We start from the raw sequence: 18,092 nt of genomic DNA on the forward strand, positions 1-18,092 counted from the left end.
GCTGGAAAAGGGGCTTTCCACAGTACGTTAATCTGAGAAAGAACTGAACAGGAATCAAAAATATGATCCTGACTCAGTGGGACTGTCTGATTGCCAATAGCTGATGGGGGAATTGTAAGCATGGTTAACAGCATCAAATTGAACAGAACGTTTGATTTTCGCCCAGAGGTTGAGTTGTTACAAATTCTGGCACGGGGATCACTCAAACAAAACTTACCCAAAGCGGTGCGGTTATGGGTCATCCTTAGATCCCTGTATGGGGACGAAGCTGATCCGGTGCGGGTACAACTTGCAGAAACCTTTACTTACAGCCAGTGGCGAAAACAGTTTTTTACCCAACCGGAGTTTCATCGAGAGGACAAATTTCCAGACTACCATGATCCTCATTGTGCCTGTGCAAAAACCCTAAAAGATTGGTTATTTTCGCCTGAAATGGGTGTGAATTCTGATGATTGGCGACGTTGTTTTCGACAACTTTATCCTCTAGAACCCGAAGCATTGGAAAGTTTATTAACCTTTGGAGGGGTTGAACCGTACAAAAATTTTCATCAAAATAGAGCGCATCGTTTATTTGCGATGACTCGTAAAAATCTTCAATATGACTTTAAAGCCTTGGTAGAAATGGGGTGGCTAGAAATCGCAAAACCTCTGACTCCCTTGGGAAAAAACAGTCGAAGTCCATATCAAAAAGTTCGACAATTTCCTTGCTTACAGGCTTCTTCTGCCCCAGAAAACTTGGATAATGGTGAGGGCAGTGTTCGCAATGTGATTCAAAATGATTTAGTAAATTTTTTTGAAGACTTTTCTCGTGAAATCAATGGACAGCAGCGATTTTTTCTAGAGATTGAATACGTTATTCATCGGCAATTTTCAGCACAAATTCATACCCTAAGACAACAACTAAAGCAGATCTGGGAACAGATACCGGTTCCTCCTGCTTGTGTTCTGTATGTGAGCGCTCGCAACTTTCAAAACCATCAAGATGAAGGTGAAGAATATATCATCTATCCCGTGTGTCTTTACTATTCTCACCGTGCGCCCTACCTTTTTGCTTTTGGTGAAACGCCGCGATCGCCAACCCAAATGGATTGGTATGACTATCGTTTAGATCGAATTAAGCACTTGCAATCTCTAGATTGGCATCAGGTTGAGAAGCCGCAATTTAACCGAGAGATTTGCGCGTCAAAGACTCCTCAAATGATTGAAGAATTGAGAAGTGAAGCCTGGGGATTTGATTTCTACAAACCCTATAAACTTCTGTTACTGCGGTTTGACCCTTATTTTCATAATCGTTATATCGAAGGCACAGAACGGGATGAATTGTTTAAAAAAATCCCCCTCAAGCAAGCTCAAAAGTTGATCTCAAATGCTCAAGTCAATTCCCTTCAGCATCAGCAGCTTTTGAGCCTCTTAAAAAGTCACCCCTGTGATGTCTATTGCCGTTTGAACTATCGTCAAGATGACTATAATGTGATTATGCGCTTGAGAGCTTGGGGAGCAATGGTTGAGGTACTCTTGCCTTGGGATTTACGAGAATTGATGGCAACAGAAATTCAAAAAACATGGAAACTTTACCACAAAGAATAATGGAAACGACAGAACATCCTCAGCTTTCAAATCGCTTTGAACAGGCGTTAGTTTTGGCAACTCAACTGCATCGATATCAGGTGAGAAAAAGCAGCAATATTCCCTACATCAGTCATTTGTTGAGTGTGGCGGCTTTGGTTCTCGAAGATGGAGGCGATGAAGACGAAGCGATCGCCGCCCTGCTGCATGATGCGGTTGAAGATCAAGGGGGGATAAAAACCCGAGCAGTCATTATGAATCAGTTTGGGAAACGAGTCGTCGAAATTGTGGACGGTTGCACCGAACCCTATACGCTACCCAAACCGCCCTGGCATCAACGGAAACTGCATTATCTCGAACAGTTAGCTCAAGCCTCTCCTTCCGTCTTGCGGGTGTCCATTGCTGATAAACTGCACAATGCTCGTTCAATTGTGGCAGATTTTCATCGTCAGGGAAATAGTGTTTGGCAAAAATTTACAGGGGGTTATGAAGGAACCGTTTGGTTTTATGATCATTTACTAGAGATTTATCAACAGAAAACTCAGGGCTTTCTTCTCAGCGAACTGGAACGGGTGGTGACTCAAATGAAGAATTTGAACTCCTAGCCCAATATTCCCCCGATGATAAGAAGTAGTCGGGGGTTGATGTCAGCCTTTTACTTAATTCTTGAATCTCGCAACAGTAAAGAATTAACTTTTCGGAGGATCACTTCCCCAAGTTTTTTGGAATCCTTGATTTTCAAGTTGTTTAACAAACACAGGAAGTTGATTCTCATTGTTTCCGTTGGCTTTGCGTATCCATTGATCTGTTAAATTTTTAGACTGACCTCCATGAAAAAGAGTGACAATCTCTAGATATTTCTTTTGTTCAATCGGTAACATTCGATGCCAAACACAGCTAAAAAATGTAGGTCTTTGATCACCGGGTTGTCGTCCTCCGATAGCAGGTGTGGTCTTGAATTGCTCATTGTGAAATAGACGAATAGCCTGTGATCGATCAACAACCTGACTATAAACCGTTAAACGTTCGGGATTCCAAGCCTCTTTCCAAGACAAGCTTTGAGGCTTTGAAATACCTAAATACTGTTGAGTTTCTTTCTGTAAATGATTCAGAAACTTTTTGAATTCATCAGAACTTTGAATCTCTAATTTTTTGAGATCACTATCTAACCATTCCCAATGACAACCAATAGCGCGTGTGTTATAGTTGGGAAAGAAGTCTTGATGCCAAACTCTACGCCATGATTTTCCAAACCCTCCCATTGTGAAGGCAAATTTCAGAACATTTTCCATAAAATGCCGATCTTTTTTATTTTTGACATCTAGATAAAGTGTTCCTTTCGCTTGATAAATGGGTGTATTTTCTTGTCCTAGAGTTTGACTAACATCTATCGATTGAGACTGCCAATAAAGCTGTAAACTCCCCGGTTCTGTGGTACATCCAAATAATCGATTGACCACTTGATCTACATCTTCCTTTCGATTACTAACTCCAGCTAATAAACGACGAACATGACCTTGAAGACTTGCTTTAAACAAATTGGGTCGAAATTCCGGTTCATCACTTCGGAGTAAGGGACTCACACCTTTACCTTTTAAGTCTACCCAGATGGGATACAAACTCTCATCTTGAGGAGAAGTATACAATCCATAGCCTGTACTGGTTTTTCCACCTAAACCTAACCTGAGTGCGAGTTTAAATCTTCTTTCAAAATTTTTCCAATCTTCCTCAGACAAATCTTTGATACTACTAAACTCAAAGACTAATTTGGGTTGATAAAAACTAATGATCGCGATCGCTTTCGGAGAACCCTTTCCTTCAACTTGGCGGTTTTGCTGCGGATGAACAACATCAACGATTAAGTAGCGAGTTTTTTCAGGATTATTGTCTGATTTTACCTCTTTTGTTCCTGCCCAGTCCCCGACTGGATAAGCTCCATGAAATCTTAAAATTCCTTGTTTTTCCTGACTTCCACAGTAGTCCTCTATGATCTCTTGAGCGAGACTTTTATCGAAGTTAGGTAATCGTTTAAACAAGCCTTTAATACTACTACCCGGAATAAAAGGAATACCATTTTTTCCGAGGGTGGGACGCAAAATACTATCTTGACCACAGTTCGTAAAGACTCGAAAGGGAAACTCAACTTGGATGCGATAAATTGAACCCTCTCGACCTAATTTAACTTCTGAATACTGATAAAATGGGGTTTGGTGATTGTTAGGATTTGGGTAGATCCATTGCTCAGTCCATTCTTCTAAGTCTGTATTATTTTTTCCATATTGTAAGCTACAACGTCCTTGAACTTGAGCGCGATACATCATCGGAACTTGATTCAGGTCAGTCGGTTCCCAATTGTTTGTATCTGAATTATTAATGTCTGGAATTGTGATGTTAGCCTCGTTTCCTTTTTGAGTGACTGCTCGTTGAAATGCTTGGGCAAAACTCATACTTCTTTTTTCCTCTTAAAGTCAATGGTTCTAATCAGAAAAACTTAGTTATTTTTGGTTTTGTAGCGTTGTGTCCACCATACCAGTGAATCACAAAATTGAGTGAGTACCATCAATGCAACCCGTTGTTCTGAAAGTTGCATTGACCAGATTGCTTTAGCCATTGCCTGGATTTTTTTGGTTTCATCTGCTTGTTTCCTGCGTTTTTCTTCAGGAGTTTTATCAGGAAGATTTGAAGTAACATTGTGATTGGGTAATATAATTTCTGAATCGCCCAAGATTTCAGCTAACTTATCCCAAACATCTTTCCAATATTGACTTTTATCTAAATTCTCCCTTTGAAGACGTAGATGCTCACCCCAAAAACGTTCTAACCCATAAGCAACCGCCATTCGCATTTTGTGGGATTCATTGAGAACATTATTTTTGTCTCGATGCTTTAAGACAATTTCTTGAGCATAATAATCGAGGCTATAGGGTTGCCAGCCTTTTTCCTCTTGGGTGTCATTCGGTTGAGTCATAATATGTACGTTAATTTTTTGCAAAAGTTGACCACGAATTAAAAACAGAAAGTATTGAGCTACTCCGTTATAGGTAAAGTTTCCAGCGAGACATTAGTTCGACCAAAACCAATTGATTCAAGACCTCCAAAGTACAATTCTTTACTCCGGTTAGAAAATTTACTATCTTCTAAAAATTGTTGGGGATTAATAGGGTTTTGCTGATATTCTTTCCGAAGTGCAAAGGGAAATATGAGAACTGTTCCTTCGGGAAGTGCTTCTACATCAAAAAAAGCACCTTTTTTAGCTTTTTTACGGTCGGTTTCCAGTGAAACTCGGCTTTGACGATAGAGAGCCATATCATGAATCATTGAAATTTCAGTGTCATCAACAACGAGCAAAAGATATTGCTCTGCATTATCAATACCTGAAGGCATACATTTTTTGAGATTGTTGTCTGGATCTTGAAGATGTAAGAAACCTAAATTAAAAAAGAGTTTTTTACTCTGAGTCTGACCAAAGTAACTGTATGGTTTGAACTTCGTTACGGTTTGACCTGTAATTTTCTGATATCGTCTGAGTAAAGCTGGACATGACACTCTAACAACGGGTTGATTTGGACAATAAACGGGAATCCAAACAATTGAACCATATTCAAACTTAACAATTCCTTCTGTTGTTCCATTTTCTGAAGTATTACTCGATGAATGATCAGAGGATGGACTAGCTGCTTCTTTTCCATACCAATAATCAACATTTCCTTTTGTTTGACGCAGATCTGCACGAAATCGTCCCCGAATTGAACTCCCTGGAATAATCCCGGTTTGAGTAAATTGATCGCGGAAAATCAAATTCAAATTTCCGCTTTCTTCACCTGCACTGGCTCCAACGTGAAGGGGAGCTAACGTTTCAATAATACCATAACCTTTGTGATACATTTGCAGACCTCCTAAATTGTTAGTTCTTATCAGTTGAAGTTGAGTTTGAGTTCACCTGATTATTTTTCTTTCATAGACAACGGTAAAGCTAAACCGCACCCCCAACGTTTTAGGGATGGCCCCTCTTTGGGAAACCAATTCTCATCCCACTCTTGCCAAGATTGCTTGATCGGATTTTTTAACACATAAACTGTTCCAGAGGGAACCGCATATCGACCTCGTGAAAGCAATTTAGGTGAGTTTGATGGGGTAATTTGTGGTCGGTTTTTTGGGGTTTCTAAAGAGGCTTGATCGTTGGGAGAATCAGGATTTCCTAAGCGATAACGAAAGGGCATCGGGCGGGCTGTATAAAGTGCTTCAACAGACCAAACAAACTGATTATTTATGTTTAGAGGGTTTTGGCGATCGCTTTTTTGTAAATCTATCGGTTCTCGATAGGAAAGACGATTCGATCCCCAAACCGCAGGAGTAATTAAAGCAAATTGTTGACCAACGGGTTGATTGAGCAAAGCTTTGTGATTTTCATTGAGGTTAATACAGTCAATTTCAACCAGATGACCTTCACCACCCAACCGATACCAACTCGGTTCAAGAGGATGAGTTGAGAGGTAAACTAAACACGTTTCTGGGTGCATTTGAACTGCATTTTCTAGAAACAGACTACCTTGTGTTTCTGCGGTTTCATTCCCTTTTGCTTTTCTAACAACTCGGCGTTCATCGGCTTCAAGTCGGGGATGAAGATGGGGAGAAAATTTCCAGTTATACTTCTTATTTCCCACATTATGAAGAGTATTCCACTGGGAAAGTGAGATCCAAGTTCCTTTATCAAATTTATCACTAGGGGCTTCACCTTTCTCATCAAACCAGCCTTCTTTTGAAGAATCCCAACGAAGTTTATGTTCAATTTTATTATTTTTAACTAGATAGGTTAAAGGAGTAGGAACGTAGAAGTCTTGTTGATTTTTAACCTCATCAATTTTTCCCCAAAATGGCCCGGCAAGATATAGATTTCTGATCTCATCTTTCCCGGTTGCGGCAAAAATACCTGAGAGGGTTGCGGTGCTGGGAGGAAAGCTTGTTCCTGAACGTCCAACGAGGTTTTCTGGAGACAGAAACCGTCCTGCACTTCCATAAAGAAAGCCTAATGGTTCAACAATAATCAGATATTCAAACTGAACTGAAGGAGTTTTACTCATTTTCTTTTGTTAAGTGAAATCCCACTTTTGCAAGATTGATCACCCAGTTATTCAAGGCGTGTTTAACTGAGGGTAACTGACTTAAATCTTCTAGGTTTTGATTAAAACAAGAGTAGTATTCACAATCAGGATTAACGGTTTTGGGATCGCCTAAAAGTCCTGTAAATGTTTGGATTTCATCGTCATAAAAATTCCACCAAGATTGAGGTTGAAAGATTATTTTCTGCCAGTCTGAACCAAAATAAATGTCAATCAGTCCCAATGCAATGTCAATTTCTGGCTTTTCTATCCACTTTCCTTGCTTTTTGACTTTGGTTCCTCGAAAAGCGTGACGTGATTCTAAAATAGCGACATCTTGGTAGAAGTGAGTCCAATTTTTTCCCCCACTGCGATCGCGATAACTCTCAATCAAATTTTGATCAGGAAGATTGAGTAGAGATAGCTTTTTTGCGGCTTCTGATAAATCCTGTTGATCGAGCATCCACCAGGGACAAACCCATTCTAAATGATTACCACTATTAAATAATATCCGAAAGGCAATGCGATCGCGTCCTCCACTTTTAGCCGATTTTTCTGCTAGATGACAATGCTGTAAAATATCTCGTTGGGGAACCTGCGCTCCCGCCCAAACAAACCCCACACTCGCTGTAATTATTTTGCGCTTGGGTTTTTTGTGCCAAACTTGTGACTTAAATTGATAAAACCATTGAAAACATTCCAGAGGAGAGATTGGTTCTTCTACCTTGTAAAGAACGCCTAAAAAGTCATCTCCACCTGCATAAACCATCCGTCCTTTATGGTCTAAATATTCTGCTTGTAGCTCTCGAAGTTGTTTCCCCCATTCTCGCATTTCTTGACTAAAACTCTGAGTCCCTTTTTCTTCGGCTTCAATGCCTTGTTTGCCAATTTGCTTAAAATATTTAGCTGCACCATCTCCATCTCCTAAAAACCACCCCGTCTTATATTTTTGCTCGTCTTCCGAATCTTTGAGTCGGTTTAAGTCTTTGAAAGATGCCGGATTTAATTCTTTGGCAATTTGGGGAATTTGATCGGCTCGATCCTCGATTTCCAGTAGAGGTAATTTTTCTTTGAGTCTATTGGCAATCATTTCATGGGTGATTAAGCGTTTGATCAATTCTGGAATACTCAATTGTTCTCGAATATCAATAAATGATTCTCCGAGTACCAGGCTCAACTTCTCGTAAAAGGCTTGAATTTTTGTTCTTTCTGATGGATAATTGTAATGACGAGGATCGGCAATTCGTCCTAAGTCGGGATAGGCGATCGCATCGGTACCGGATAGAGTTGAACTTTCTCCTTGCCAGTTAATTCCTGTCCAGTCGCGTAAAGTTTTTACTTGATTAATCCGCTCCCGAACTTGAGTAATACTTTCACCCGGTTTCCCTGAAGCCTCGAAATATTCCCAAGCATGATTTTTCCACAAATCCCAATCTCTTTTCCAGATACTATAGTCCCACAGATGGGTTTCTTTTTTTGAGTCTGTCCAGGTTTTAATATTGTTTTCTATCCAATCTTGACAGGTTTCAGCAATCAGTCGCCAAGCTTGATTAAATCGACGTTTGATTAGATCTAAATTTTCTGGAGAGACATCGCCTTTTAAAATAATTTGATTGGGCATTCCTTGAGTAATATTCGGGAGTGCGGGAGAAATAACCTCGAGTTTTTGGGTTTCAGCAACTTGGCAAATAACCCAAGACAAAAAAGACAGGATATAAGAACTCCCATATAAATCTCGAAGTTTGCGGGATTTTTCGATAAACCCCTGCACGGGGGCAAAGGTAATAACCGTGTAAACTGGCTGATTCATGGGGAATAAAGAAATTTAGAGTTTAGGCAATTCTGGGCATTTTCACTTGGCTAATACCTCTGTTTGCTTGAGTTCTATTATCACATGGCATGGAAGCGAGGTCTTCCAAAACGTCGGGAAACTCAAAAAAAATCAGACTTTCAAGAACAAAAGTAGCAGTCGGGAGCCATCAAAGAAAGAGTATCGGTTTTGTGCCATCTAGACTCAGGAAATTCATAAATCTTAATCCAGTGGTTTGAGAAACGGTCAATTTTCCATTGAGAATGTTTACTGCTTTCTCGGAAATGGCTTGGGGTAGAGCTAGAATTTTGTTCATCATTTTTAGGTTTAACCTCAAAGTAAATATCAGTCAATCAAACAATTTAAGAGAGCCAATTCGGTAATGTTTTTTGTTGCCTTTTTGTTGTTCAAAACGGTCAAACAGTTCAATTAAATCAACAACGCTATTAGCTGCCATTTTTAGGTCATTGCCGAGCGATTGTTCAACCGAAGCATTCTACTCGAATTCCTCTCCTTCTAAGCTTTTCAGCGAGATAGGCAAAGTCAGAATCTCCTGTTACCAAAACAACAATATCTGGACGGACTTCTAGAGCGAGTTCAATCGCATCCATTGCCATGACAATATCGATGTTGGTTTCAAAATCTTCACCTTTGGCTTTGCCTTCTTTGGGAACGACTAAAAACCCGTTACTTTTAGCCCAATAGATGAATTTTTCTTTGGTTTTACGCTGCTCAATAAATCGCTCCCTTGCTGGAGGTAAGCCAACATAAATGACCATTTCGATTAATTCTCTACCCTCGTTGGAATCGGCTAAATAGTCTCGAATTTGTAGCCAATCAACCTTTCGATTGAAACTCTGAGCGCTGAGAAAGGTATTGTCGCTATCTGCGAGGATTAATACTCGCCGATTTGTCTTCATAAATTGAGATTTGGGTGCATATAGAAATCGGAAATCATTTGAAAATTGTTTAGCCCCCAAACCCCCAATAATGGGGGCTGTGAACGGGTAGGATTTTTCCGAATTATTTCACTCAGCCTATAGCAGTGTGAAATTTCCTTTCGGTTTGCATAATCTAGTTATACACAGGGCAGGAAAAGGAGATTTCCAATTTAGCGAGTCGAACCTCAGATGTATAGCGCGCCAGGCAAAAGGCAATAGGCAACAGGCAAAAGGCAGATGGCAGATGGCAGCGCGAACTCCGGTCTTGGCGGTTTCCGTCGAGGAGGAAGTTCGCAAGAGAGATGGCAGATGGCACTCATGCAAAAGGCAATCTTGCTATAGTGATAACTGATAACTGTCCCCTGTAACCTGTAACCTGATAACTGTTCAAACGATGGTACTGGTGGTCTACGATATTCCTAATGACAAGCGCCGCACAAAGTTAGCTAATTTTCTAGAAGGCTATGGTCGGCGAGTTCAGTATTCTGTATTCGAGATTTTTATCACTTTAGACGAGATGCGAATCCTACATCAAAAAGTCAAAAAGTTAGTTGTTCCCGCAGAGGATGATGTTCGGTTTTACTGGATTGCTCAGGAGGCTGTGTCTCTAGTCTTGACGATTGGTAGTCAAGAACCTGAGTCTCCTCCTAATTTTTATGTACTGTAAAAGTTGCTGTGGCTGAACTTTCCCCATTGACTGTGAAATTAGCGTTTTCTGATGCTGGAATAGCTCAGGAGTGAGGGTTGTATCAGTTGATTGAGGTGTGATTTGACATCCTCCCACCGCTAACCGCAAGCGGCGTGTAGCGGGGGATTCCTAAGACTCACGACTTAGGTTTCTGTTTGCTTCCCTTACGGGTTTTTCGCAGTTGCCCTTTAACACTATGGTTATCAGGTCTTACACTCGCTTCACAGACTGTAACGGTGTGTCCCACCGCCAAAATATTTCGACTGGCGTTGATATCTCTATCGTGGTGTGTTCCGCAGTCGGGACAGTCCCACTCTCTAACATTCAACGGCAGTTTATCAAGAATATGCCCACAGTTGCCACAGCGTTTAGAACTGGGAAACCATCGGTCAACTTTTACCAAGTTTCGACCATACCACTTGGCTTTATATTCCAGTTGCCTCACCAACTCCGACCATGCAGCATCACTGATAGCACGGGCAAGCTTGGGATTTTTGACCATATTTTTAACTGCCAAATCCTCAACCACTATCGTTTGGTTTTCACGAATCAGTCGAGTTGTCAGTTTGTGCAAATGGTCTTTTCTGGAATCAGAGATTTTAGCTTGAATCCGAGCAACTTTGAGCCTAGCTTTATCCCGATTTCGAGAAGCTTTTTGTTTGCGACTCAAAGATTTTTGTGCTTTTCTCAACTTTTGATAGTGCGCCTCATACGCTTTAGGATTAGCAATCTTTTCACCTGTACTCAGGGTAACGAGACTGCTAATGCCAACATCCAGTCCCACAGCACTATCAACTGGTTGCATGGTTTGGTCAGTCGGAGCATTGATTCGCAAACTAACAAACCAACGTCCAGAAGGTTCAAGTCTAACTGTGATGGTACTAGGTTCACATCCCTTGGGCAGTTGCCTAGACCATTTAATTGGCAATGGGTCAGAACACTTTGCCAAGTATACTTGTCGATCTTTCCACCGGAAAGCAGACTTGGTAAACTCTGCGCTACCACCACTACGCTTCTTTTTGAAGTTGGGATATTTCGCCCTGCCAGCAAAGAAATTAGTGAAAGCAGTTTGCAGATGTCTCAAGCCTTGTTGCAGTGGCACACAACTAACTTCATTCAAAAACTGAAGTTCTTCCAGTTTTTTCCACTGCGTCAACATTGCAGAAGACTGAACGTAATCAACCTTCTGTTGTCTGTCATACCAAGCTTCGGTTCTCGCTGCCAAAGCTTTGTTAAATACCAACCGCACACAACCAATTGTCCGGCGCAATATTTGTTCTTGCTCGGTAGTTGGATACACTCTGTAACGGTAGGCTTTTTCCATGCCTCACATTTTATCACAAAATCTGTGAAATACTTACAACCCTCTATGCACCAAAGTTTAATTACTCACTCTTCGCTCACCCCGTCGTCTGTCGTTGCTACGCAACAACTCGACTTCATTGTGAAGCTTCTCCCTCGTCCCCATTCCTCTCACCGCCAAACTGCGTTGTGGGGTGTGATATGATTGGTTTCGACGCAGGTCGCTCAATGGCTGAAACTATGATTTTTGCGTTGAGGTGCGTCGATTGCTTGTCTCATCAAGGTTTGAGGACTGTAACAATGGCAGTTTCAACTGTGTTACAAATGCTATGTTTGGGGGTGCGTCGATTTGTCGTCTGTAACCCTCTCTCAGTCTGCCTTCTGAGACGAACTCCCTACCGATTGGGTTAAATCGGATTAGTTGGAAACTTTAAGTTTTCCTCTATTTTTGCACGCTCATGTTCGCAGCCCTACCGATTGGGTTAAATCGGATTAGTTGGAAACGTGTAAAAGTATAATTGTTTCCCGCTCCTCCTCCCTACCGATTGGGTTAAATCGGATTAGTTGGAAACTTTTCTACCATTTCTCTGTCTTCGTAAAAGTTAAAACTTTCTACCCTACCGATTGGGTTAAATCGGATTAGTTGGAAACACGACAAGCCTGACTACATCTCCGATGAGTAATCCCCTACCGATTGGGTTAAATCGGATTAGTTGGAAACCTGTGCTGGTTTCTTCATTAGGATCAATCATCTAAAACCCTACCGATTGGGTTAAATCGGATTAGTTGGAAACCTTAGTGGAAGAAAGAACAGCTTTCATCAACATGCCCTACCGATTGGGTTAAATCGGATTAGTTGGAAACAATTTGTAGTCAGACATGTTTTTGTCCTCTCTTATTAATCCCTACCGATTGGGTTAAATCGGATTAGTTGGAAACACTTGGTGCATTTTCTTATATACACTTCAAAACTATCCCCTACCGATTGGGTTAAATCGGATTAGTTGGAAACGACTGAGTCTGTTGAAAGACGCAGTTTTGGTATAAAGCTCCCTACCGATTGGGTTAAATCGGATTAGTTGGAAACGAACGCAAGTCTTTCTCTTGACTCGGATTTCCATTTTTGCCCTACCGATTGGGTTAAATCGGATTAGTTGGAAACATTCCTTGAAAGTACCTATATGTCTAGTAGTATCACTACCATCCCTACCGATTGGGTTAAATCGGATTAGTTGGAAACACTTTTCCTCCTTAAATGAGAGTTAGAGATTTTTGTCTGCATTCCCTACCGATTGGGTTAAATCGGATTAGTTGGAAACCCGTACACCTCGTTTACACTACTGTAGTGAGACAAACCCCTACCGATTGGGTTAAATCGGATTAGTTGGAAACATTTACTTGATGTACGTAAGACAAAGTGAGTGTGGTGTTATCCCCTACCGATTGGGTTAAATCGGATTAGTTGGAAACCATAATAACCCCACAATCCTTTTTCTCCTTCCAGACCCTACCGATTGGGTTAAATCGGATTAGTTGGAAACTTCCCGCACTGTAGCGGGAGAGTCGATTCTAACTTTTCCCCTACCGATTGGGTTAAATCGGATTAGTTGGAAACTATAGTGGGTACATCCCAGGACAAGGGTGGTGCCGGCCCTACCGATTGGGTTAAATCGGATTAGTTGGAAACTTTCCCTTTCCTCAAAGGAAAGGCCTCCTTCCTCTCCCTACCGATTGGGTTAAATCGGATTAGTTGGAAACAATCAATTTCCATAACCCCCTTTCCGGCGACGACACCCTACCGATTGGGTTAAATCGGATTAGTTAGAAACATTGTATTTTCGACAAATATTAAAAAAGGAGAGGAATTACTTTTCTCTCCCTTTATATTGAATAATGTTATTATCGATAGAATCAGTAAAAGTTCCAATTCCCTACATTCTCAATTACCCAATTCTCAAAAAGGGTTCATAGACTTCTCCACGCCACAGACTACGTTTATATCGTCGAATTTGCAACTGAATCGCTTGGCGATAGGAAACCTGAGATTGAATATCCCGATGAGACACTAACTCATTGGTTTCATCATTCTAGCCCCATCTGGAAACAGGTTCTTCCAAGCCAATTCTTGAAAAAAACTCATATAGCAGTACAAAATTCGGTGTTTGACATTTCTAAATCCTAGAATCCTTTCATAGTCTGCTGTTGCCTGTTGCCTATTGCCTATTGCCTATTGCCTATTGCGTAGCGCTATATCACTCCTCGAAATTTTGGAAAGCTCCTTTTCCATGCGTGACTATACTGAAACAGTAGAAAACACTCATTCCCTACAACATCATGTCTAACCTCAAACTGCTTCAGTTGATTGTATTGATCACCTTAATCTTTACAGCAAAAATTAATAATCCCTCCGTTATCACTCAGTACATCAGTCGAACAAATTTTGAACCCCCTATTCAAGAAGATGGCGGTTCTCGATTCATAGATCAAGTCCCCTGCGATGCTATGATTAATTCAACTTGTCCTGTGAAACACACTTAAATATTCAACTCAATGTTCAACTTGATTGCGGAAAGTTCAAAAACATGAAAAATACATTAATCTGTACCGTTGGAACTAGCTTACTCAACAATTTGAAACGTTCAGAAGAATCTATCCTGTCAGCAGTGATGGCTAAAAATTGGCATCAAGTAGCACTTTTGCTGTTAGAAAAAGCAAATACAGATCGACTTTGTGGTGCAGAAATCAATTCTATTACCAGTATTTGCAAAAAAAGATTATTAGCTCAGTATTTGCGTCTAATTTTTCTAGTTTCAGACACAGAAGATGGTCGAAATACAGGCGCATTACTTAAACTTTATTATGAAAATCGTCAGAATCCTTTACAGTTTGAACAGGTTGAAGTCAAAGTTTTAAAGGGATTAAGAGATGATGATGTTTACGCATTTAAAACCCAAGGCTTAAAGAATCTGGTGCGAGAAATTAGTTCAGAAGTTAATAAATGGTCTTCAGAAGCGATCGCGATCAATGCTACAGGTGGATACAAAGCTCAGATTTCCTTTGCAGGTATGATCGGACAAGCCCTCGAAATTCCCGTCTATTACCTATTTGAAAAATTTTCAGAAGTGATAGAACTTCCCCCACAACCTATCGCCCTTGACCTAGCTTTTTGGCTCAATCATTATGTTTTGTTTGAAACCTTAGAAGCTCAGGAAATACTCGAAAAATCGCTAGTTGCAGAAGATTTAAACAATCCTTATTTTCACACTTTAATCGAATCAACTAATGAAGACTTGGATCAAACTCAATCATCTTCAGATCAACTGGAATATGTTTGTCTTTCGGCTATGGGCATTTTGTTCAACGAGCGATCGCGCCTACAATTTGCCAAGCAGAGTAGTGCTATTCTTTCCCAAATTCCTCAAGATGATACGCCCCCAAACCAAAAAGTGATTAAGCTGAGAGACGATCATGGAAAAGATATTTTACAAGTCTTTTCTGAAAAGATTTGCCGTTCTTCCTATGTTAAATCTGTTATTAATTCTCTCCCTTTCAATCCAAAACAAATTAATCCTATTCGACGAACTTATTCAGATGGAAAAGTTGAATGGGTATTGACTTGGACAGATGCAGGTTTGGGAATATGTATTCAAACGACAGGACGTAATCTAGCTGAAACCAACAGTATTGCTATCCATCTCAAAGAAAAGTTTTCTAACTAATTATTTCAGACCAAACCGAAGGCGGAAAACCCGACTGTCCCCACTTGGGAGTTCCGGGTGAAAGTTCGTTTTCTGAAGTATCTCTCAGCCAGATTTAGCTATAGCAGTTCGCGCTGGTATACTTACAAATTCCAGGCACGAAGAAAAGCCAAAAGCCTGACTATACCGAACTTTCCCCCCCTCTTGCCTCTCTTGCAAAGTTGCTCAACTTGGGGAGACCCCAAGACCGCACTTTGCGCTTTTGCCTTTTGCCTTTTGCCTAGCGCGAAGCGCTATAATTTGCTCATTCCAATTTTGCCGAAAACCAAACAGCAAAAAAGTTAGAAGCTTTGAATATCAACTTAACAGTGTTTAGTGCGTCAATTGCCCCCGATAACTCCGTCCAATGTTCTCGATGCAATATCCCGACTGCCGATATTGATAAATTGCTTACGACTGTGCGATCGCACACCGCTACAAATTCAATTGGCTTAGAAGTTTGGGTTAATTTTTTGAATTTCTGTGACCCACTCTCGACGACTGGAATGTTCTAAATTCAAAATCTCTTCTAAAGACCAGTGAAAATGAAAGGCAATACAAGCTACCTCCTCACGGAGTTGTTCTGAGGGGTAGCTTACGACTCCCCCGACAAGGCTAAATCTACTCTAAACTCATCATTACATTGGGGACATTTTACCACAAAATAGGCGTGATTTTGTTGATTAATTCGATTATAAAACTCGCGTAAATAAGCCAGATCGAGAGTAAATAGATTCTCCAATATTTCTGGAGTCACCGATGATAAAGTTCCCAACTGAGTAATAACCCTTGATAATCGAATTAAAACACCATATACCGGCTCTACCTGAACGCGAGTATTTTTCTGAACAAAGATTTCGTCTTTTGCCGTTGCCAACCGCATCACACCCTGACGATGAACTTGTCCTTGCTCGTCAATTAAGCCTTTGGGTAATGTAAAATTAAATTCAGTTGGGGGTAAGTTTGAACTGGTCATGCCAAATTTAGATTTTTCTTAATTCTAATGATTTGTTGTACAAAATTGGGATATTTATTGTAAGTTTTGATAGCTTAAATGATTTTATTCTAATTCATTAATCTGACGATAAAACTTAATTAAAAAGTCTAAATCACAAGCATATAAGTTTTCAATAATAACAGGATTCACCTCCTCTAACGCACCGAGACGAGTCACAACTCTCGACAAAATTAACACCGTCGCATAAGCAGGATTTGACTTCACACGGGGATCTCGCAAGGGGACAATTTCATCAATGGCTTTGGCTAAACGCATCATCCCAATGCGATGAACATTGCCATCAGTATCTAAATATCCTTTAAGTAAACTAAACTCGAATTCGGTCTGAATCATTTGATACTATCAATTCTTTTTAACTCTTCAATCGTAACTTCTACTTCCTCAATTTCAAAATCACCGCCTGCGACATTAACATCAGAAATCGAATATCCAATCGGCCATGCTCGTTTGAATTCAAATCGAAACTGTTCTTCTGCTGCCTGATTGTAAATGACTAAGGAACCATCGCGCCGTTGTTTGGGCCAGTTTCCATCTTGCACAGCTTGAAGCCAGTTCCAAAAAGTCATAGACATGGTTAAACCTCGGCGCAAAGTCAGATTACTATAGGTCATAACACCAGGAATTTTTGTTCGCACAATCCGACCCCTAGAGTTTCCCTGTTTTCCCCACTTTTGTGGCGTAACCTCGCTAATTTCGATCACTTCTTGAGTTGCTTTAAAACCGCTACACTCCATAAAGTAACCGTCTATTGAGTCATTACTGCCGTCCAGTTTTAGCTCTAAGTAAAACTTGGCTCTTGTGAGGATTTCAGGAAACTCTGTCACAATCGTTCTACCTTTAATTCAATTGGGTCAATCCAATCTTCAAATTCCTACTTTTTCCGAACTATTTTTGTGAATTTAAGTTCTAGAGTATCTTCAGCATTTTGACCAGACTGATCAACCCCAAGGACACCACTCGCTTGTTTTAAGGTACCGGGAAACAAATCAGTAAAATCAAACCGCATTTCCTCGCCATCCCCATCATAAATCGTCAGCGATCCAGTTTTCCGATTTTTTCTGGCTTCTGTCTTCCCACCACTATAAGCTTCCGCGTGGCACTTGATATACCAATCTTCTAATTTTTTTTGTGCAGCCTCATTTCCAGCTACAAAAGTGAGGGTGATAGCGGAACTGTACTTAACCCCACCGATAACAGCTTGAGTTTGGCTTTTACCACCTTTTGTACAGCCGATGGGGGCATCGCCTCCAGCCACTTCAATCGTAATTTCGGGGCCACTAACTTTCTTAATCAATAAGTCGGTAATTCCGTCTATTTCAAAGTAAAACTTGGAATTTGTCAAAAACTCAACATTATCAGCCATTTTTAATCTCCTAATCAAGATTTAAATCAACAGTCGCACGCTCGTTTTATTTACTGAGTTCGATTAAATTTTTCACAAGTAATTGTAAAAATTTCTTCCAAATAGGCATCTTGAGTTACATCCAGATCTGCACATTTGTATTTAGAAGGCCAAGCTTCTGAAAATTCCCACATTGCTACTAATTCGCTATCTGAATCATAGGCACTAATTTTGCCTGTTTTTTTATTGTTTTTCCATTGCCCTTTACCCCCATCAGATGTAGGTAAGCATTTTTCAAACCATTCATACATTTTCTTGCTAGCACTGCTACCCGTTAGGCTAGCAACACAGGTACAATCAAAGGTGAATAATCCTTCAAATCCACCTGAGTTAATCTGACGGATCGATTTTCCATCTTTAGTCGTTCCAATTACAGCTTCACCTCCAGTGACTTTTGGTTTGTATTCTGGCAGGGTTACACTTTTGAAAACTAAATCAGTCAAACCGTCAAATTCTAAATAAAAACTACTAGGGGCAATGGGTTTAATTAAATCAGCCATTGGTAAAACTCCCAAATCAATGCAAATAT

At 40.4% G+C, this 18,092-nt stretch carries 20 protein-coding genes and 1 CRISPR repeat array; of the genes, 6 read left to right on the top strand and 14 right to left on the bottom strand.

Annotated features, from left to right (window positions below; all coding sequences use genetic code 11):
* Positions 1-120: 120 nt before the first annotated feature.
* Both WN50_RS19445 and WN50_RS19450 read left to right on the top strand, forming a co-directional pair.
* A complete protein-coding gene (locus WN50_RS19445) occupies positions 121-1,587 on the top strand; it encodes a TIGR03985 family CRISPR-associated protein (protein WP_046276912.1) in 1,467 nt (488 codons plus the stop codon).
* Positions 1,587-2,171, top strand: coding sequence for an HD domain-containing protein (locus tag WN50_RS19450; RefSeq protein ID WP_046276911.1), 585 nt, complete (start codon positions 1,587-1,589; stop codon positions 2,169-2,171). The genes WN50_RS19445 and WN50_RS19450 overlap by 1 nt, the downstream gene beginning before the upstream one ends.
* Positions 2,172-2,255: 84 nt before the next feature.
* On the opposite strand, the gene WN50_RS19455 is transcribed toward WN50_RS19450, so the two are convergent.
* From WN50_RS19455 to WN50_RS19480, 7 genes are all read right to left on the bottom strand, one after another.
* Entirely contained in the window at positions 2,256-4,013 is a 1,758-nt protein-coding gene (locus WN50_RS19455; protein ID WP_046276910.1) for an RAMP superfamily CRISPR-associated protein, read from the bottom strand.
* A gap of 44 nt (positions 4,014-4,057) precedes the next feature.
* On the bottom strand, positions 4,058-4,534 hold the full coding sequence (locus WN50_RS19460; RefSeq protein ID WP_046276909.1) for a hypothetical protein: 477 nt from the start codon (positions 4,532-4,534) through the stop codon (positions 4,058-4,060).
* Positions 4,535-4,593: 59 nt separating this feature from the next.
* Complete coding sequence (locus WN50_RS19465) at positions 4,594-5,451, bottom strand: RAMP superfamily CRISPR-associated protein (protein ID WP_046276908.1); 858 nt, start codon at positions 5,449-5,451, stop codon at positions 4,594-4,596.
* A gap of 59 nt (positions 5,452-5,510) precedes the next feature.
* On the bottom strand, positions 5,511-6,647 hold the full coding sequence (locus tag WN50_RS19470; protein WP_046276907.1) for a type III-B CRISPR module-associated Cmr3 family protein: 1,137 nt from the start codon (positions 6,645-6,647) through the stop codon (positions 5,511-5,513).
* Positions 6,640-8,475 carry a Cas10/Cmr2 second palm domain-containing protein gene (locus tag WN50_RS19475; RefSeq protein WP_046276906.1) on the bottom strand — a complete coding sequence of 612 codons (1,836 nt, stop codon included), beginning with the start codon at positions 8,473-8,475 and terminating at the stop codon, positions 6,640-6,642. Before WN50_RS19475 ends, WN50_RS19470 begins: the two co-directional genes overlap by 8 nt.
* 169 nt (positions 8,476-8,644) lie before the next feature.
* Complete coding sequence (locus tag WN50_RS34750) at positions 8,645-8,794, bottom strand: hypothetical protein (RefSeq protein ID WP_160315410.1); 150 nt, start codon at positions 8,792-8,794, stop codon at positions 8,645-8,647.
* Between the two features lie 163 nt (positions 8,795-8,957).
* Complete coding sequence (locus tag WN50_RS19480; RefSeq protein WP_200906319.1) at positions 8,958-9,395, bottom strand: NYN domain-containing protein; 438 nt, start codon at positions 9,393-9,395, stop codon at positions 8,958-8,960.
* Positions 9,396-9,810: 415 nt separating this feature from the next.
* Between WN50_RS19480 and cas2 the strand changes: the two genes are divergently transcribed.
* A complete protein-coding gene (gene cas2, locus WN50_RS19485) occupies positions 9,811-10,083 on the top strand; it encodes a CRISPR-associated endonuclease Cas2 (protein WP_046276905.1) in 273 nt (90 codons plus the stop codon).
* 157 nt (positions 10,084-10,240) lie between these two features.
* Here cas2 and WN50_RS19490 read toward each other — a convergent pair whose 3' ends face one another.
* Together WN50_RS19490 and WN50_RS36955 are read right to left on the bottom strand one after the other, a co-directional pair.
* Positions 10,241-11,428 (bottom strand): RNA-guided endonuclease InsQ/TnpB family protein, encoded by a 1,188-nt coding sequence (locus WN50_RS19490; protein WP_046276904.1) that lies wholly within the window; start codon positions 11,426-11,428, stop codon positions 10,241-10,243.
* Between the two features lie 371 nt (positions 11,429-11,799).
* A CRISPR array of direct repeats spans positions 11,800-13,235; the repeat unit is 36 nt; unit sequence CCCTACCGATTGGGTTAAATCGGATTAGTTGGAAAC.
* A gap of 114 nt (positions 13,236-13,349) precedes the next feature.
* The gene (locus tag WN50_RS36955; RefSeq protein WP_281062895.1) at positions 13,350-13,472 is read right to left on the bottom strand and encodes a hypothetical protein; all 123 of its coding nucleotides are present in this window, start codon (positions 13,470-13,472) and stop codon (positions 13,350-13,352) included.
* A 268-nt stretch (positions 13,473-13,740) separates the two neighbouring features.
* Between WN50_RS36955 and WN50_RS19495 the strand changes: the two genes are divergently transcribed.
* The 3 genes from WN50_RS19495 to WN50_RS34185 all read left to right on the top strand — a co-directional run bounded on the left by WN50_RS19495 (position 13,741) and on the right by WN50_RS34185 (position 15,658).
* Complete coding sequence (locus WN50_RS19495; RefSeq protein WP_046276903.1) at positions 13,741-13,944, top strand: hypothetical protein; 204 nt, start codon at positions 13,741-13,743, stop codon at positions 13,942-13,944.
* 44 nt (positions 13,945-13,988) lie between these two features.
* Positions 13,989-15,125 carry a putative CRISPR-associated protein gene (locus tag WN50_RS19500; RefSeq protein ID WP_046276902.1) on the top strand — a complete coding sequence of 379 codons (1,137 nt, stop codon included), beginning with the start codon at positions 13,989-13,991 and terminating at the stop codon, positions 15,123-15,125.
* 329 nt (positions 15,126-15,454) lie between these two features.
* A complete protein-coding gene (locus WN50_RS34185) occupies positions 15,455-15,658 on the top strand; it encodes a hypothetical protein (RefSeq protein WP_152964874.1) in 204 nt (67 codons plus the stop codon).
* An 80-nt stretch (positions 15,659-15,738) separates the two neighbouring features.
* Here WN50_RS34185 and WN50_RS19505 read toward each other — a convergent pair whose 3' ends face one another.
* From WN50_RS19505 to WN50_RS19525, 5 genes are all read right to left on the bottom strand, one after another.
* Entirely contained in the window at positions 15,739-16,119 is a 381-nt protein-coding gene (locus WN50_RS19505; RefSeq protein ID WP_046276901.1) for a hypothetical protein, read from the bottom strand.
* A gap of 84 nt (positions 16,120-16,203) precedes the next feature.
* Positions 16,204-16,494, bottom strand: coding sequence for a hypothetical protein (locus WN50_RS19510; RefSeq protein ID WP_046276648.1), 291 nt, complete (start codon positions 16,492-16,494; stop codon positions 16,204-16,206).
* Positions 16,491-16,985 (bottom strand): phage tail protein, encoded by a 495-nt coding sequence (locus tag WN50_RS19515; RefSeq protein WP_046276649.1) that lies wholly within the window; start codon positions 16,983-16,985, stop codon positions 16,491-16,493. Before WN50_RS19515 ends, WN50_RS19510 begins: the two co-directional genes overlap by 4 nt.
* Before the next feature lie 47 nt (positions 16,986-17,032).
* Positions 17,033-17,524 carry a phage tail protein gene (locus tag WN50_RS19520; protein ID WP_046276650.1) on the bottom strand — a complete coding sequence of 164 codons (492 nt, stop codon included), beginning with the start codon at positions 17,522-17,524 and terminating at the stop codon, positions 17,033-17,035.
* Positions 17,525-17,574: 50 nt separating this feature from the next.
* Positions 17,575-18,063, bottom strand: coding sequence for a phage tail protein (locus WN50_RS19525; RefSeq protein ID WP_046276651.1), 489 nt, complete (start codon positions 18,061-18,063; stop codon positions 17,575-17,577).
* Positions 18,064-18,092 lie beyond the last annotated feature (29 nt).

The organism is Limnoraphis robusta CS-951 (assembly GCF_000972705.2).

Excerpts from the sequence above, each read along its gene's own strand:
- WN50_RS19450 (WP_046276911.1), top strand. The coding sequence starts at position 1,587 with ATGGAAACGACAGAACATCCTCAGCTTTCAAATCGCTTTGAACAGGCG.
- WN50_RS19495 (WP_046276903.1), top strand. The coding sequence starts at position 13,741 with ATGTCTAACCTCAAACTGCTTCAGTTGATTGTATTGATCACCTTAATC.
- WN50_RS19480 (WP_200906319.1), bottom strand. The coding sequence starts at position 9,395 with ATGAAGACAAATCGGCGAGTATTAATCCTCGCAGATAGCGACAATACC.
- WN50_RS19490 (WP_046276904.1), bottom strand. The coding sequence starts at position 11,428 with ATGGAAAAAGCCTACCGTTACAGAGTGTATCCAACTACCGAGCAAGAA.
- WN50_RS19525 (WP_046276651.1), bottom strand. The coding sequence starts at position 18,063 with ATGGCTGATTTAATTAAACCCATTGCCCCTAGTAGTTTTTATTTAGAA.
- WN50_RS19500 (WP_046276902.1), top strand. The coding sequence starts at position 13,989 with ATGAAAAATACATTAATCTGTACCGTTGGAACTAGCTTACTCAACAAT.
- WN50_RS19505 (WP_046276901.1), bottom strand. The coding sequence starts at position 16,119 with ATGACCAGTTCAAACTTACCCCCAACTGAATTTAATTTTACATTACCC.
- WN50_RS34750 (WP_160315410.1), bottom strand. The coding sequence starts at position 8,794 with ATGATGAACAAAATTCTAGCTCTACCCCAAGCCATTTCCGAGAAAGCA.
- WN50_RS19445 (WP_046276912.1), top strand. The coding sequence starts at position 121 with ATGGTTAACAGCATCAAATTGAACAGAACGTTTGATTTTCGCCCAGAG.
- WN50_RS19510 (WP_046276648.1), bottom strand. The coding sequence starts at position 16,494 with ATGATTCAGACCGAATTCGAGTTTAGTTTACTTAAAGGATATTTAGAT.
- WN50_RS19470 (WP_046276907.1), bottom strand. The coding sequence starts at position 6,647 with ATGAGTAAAACTCCTTCAGTTCAGTTTGAATATCTGATTATTGTTGAA.
- cas2 (WP_046276905.1), top strand. The coding sequence starts at position 9,811 with ATGGTACTGGTGGTCTACGATATTCCTAATGACAAGCGCCGCACAAAG.
- WN50_RS19520 (WP_046276650.1), bottom strand. The coding sequence starts at position 17,524 with ATGGCTGATAATGTTGAGTTTTTGACAAATTCCAAGTTTTACTTTGAA.
- WN50_RS19465 (WP_046276908.1), bottom strand. The coding sequence starts at position 5,451 with ATGTATCACAAAGGTTATGGTATTATTGAAACGTTAGCTCCCCTTCAC.
- WN50_RS19455 (WP_046276910.1), bottom strand. The coding sequence starts at position 4,013 with ATGAGTTTTGCCCAAGCATTTCAACGAGCAGTCACTCAAAAAGGAAAC.
- WN50_RS19475 (WP_046276906.1), bottom strand. The coding sequence starts at position 8,475 with ATGAATCAGCCAGTTTACACGGTTATTACCTTTGCCCCCGTGCAGGGG.
- WN50_RS19460 (WP_046276909.1), bottom strand. The coding sequence starts at position 4,534 with ATGACTCAACCGAATGACACCCAAGAGGAAAAAGGCTGGCAACCCTAT.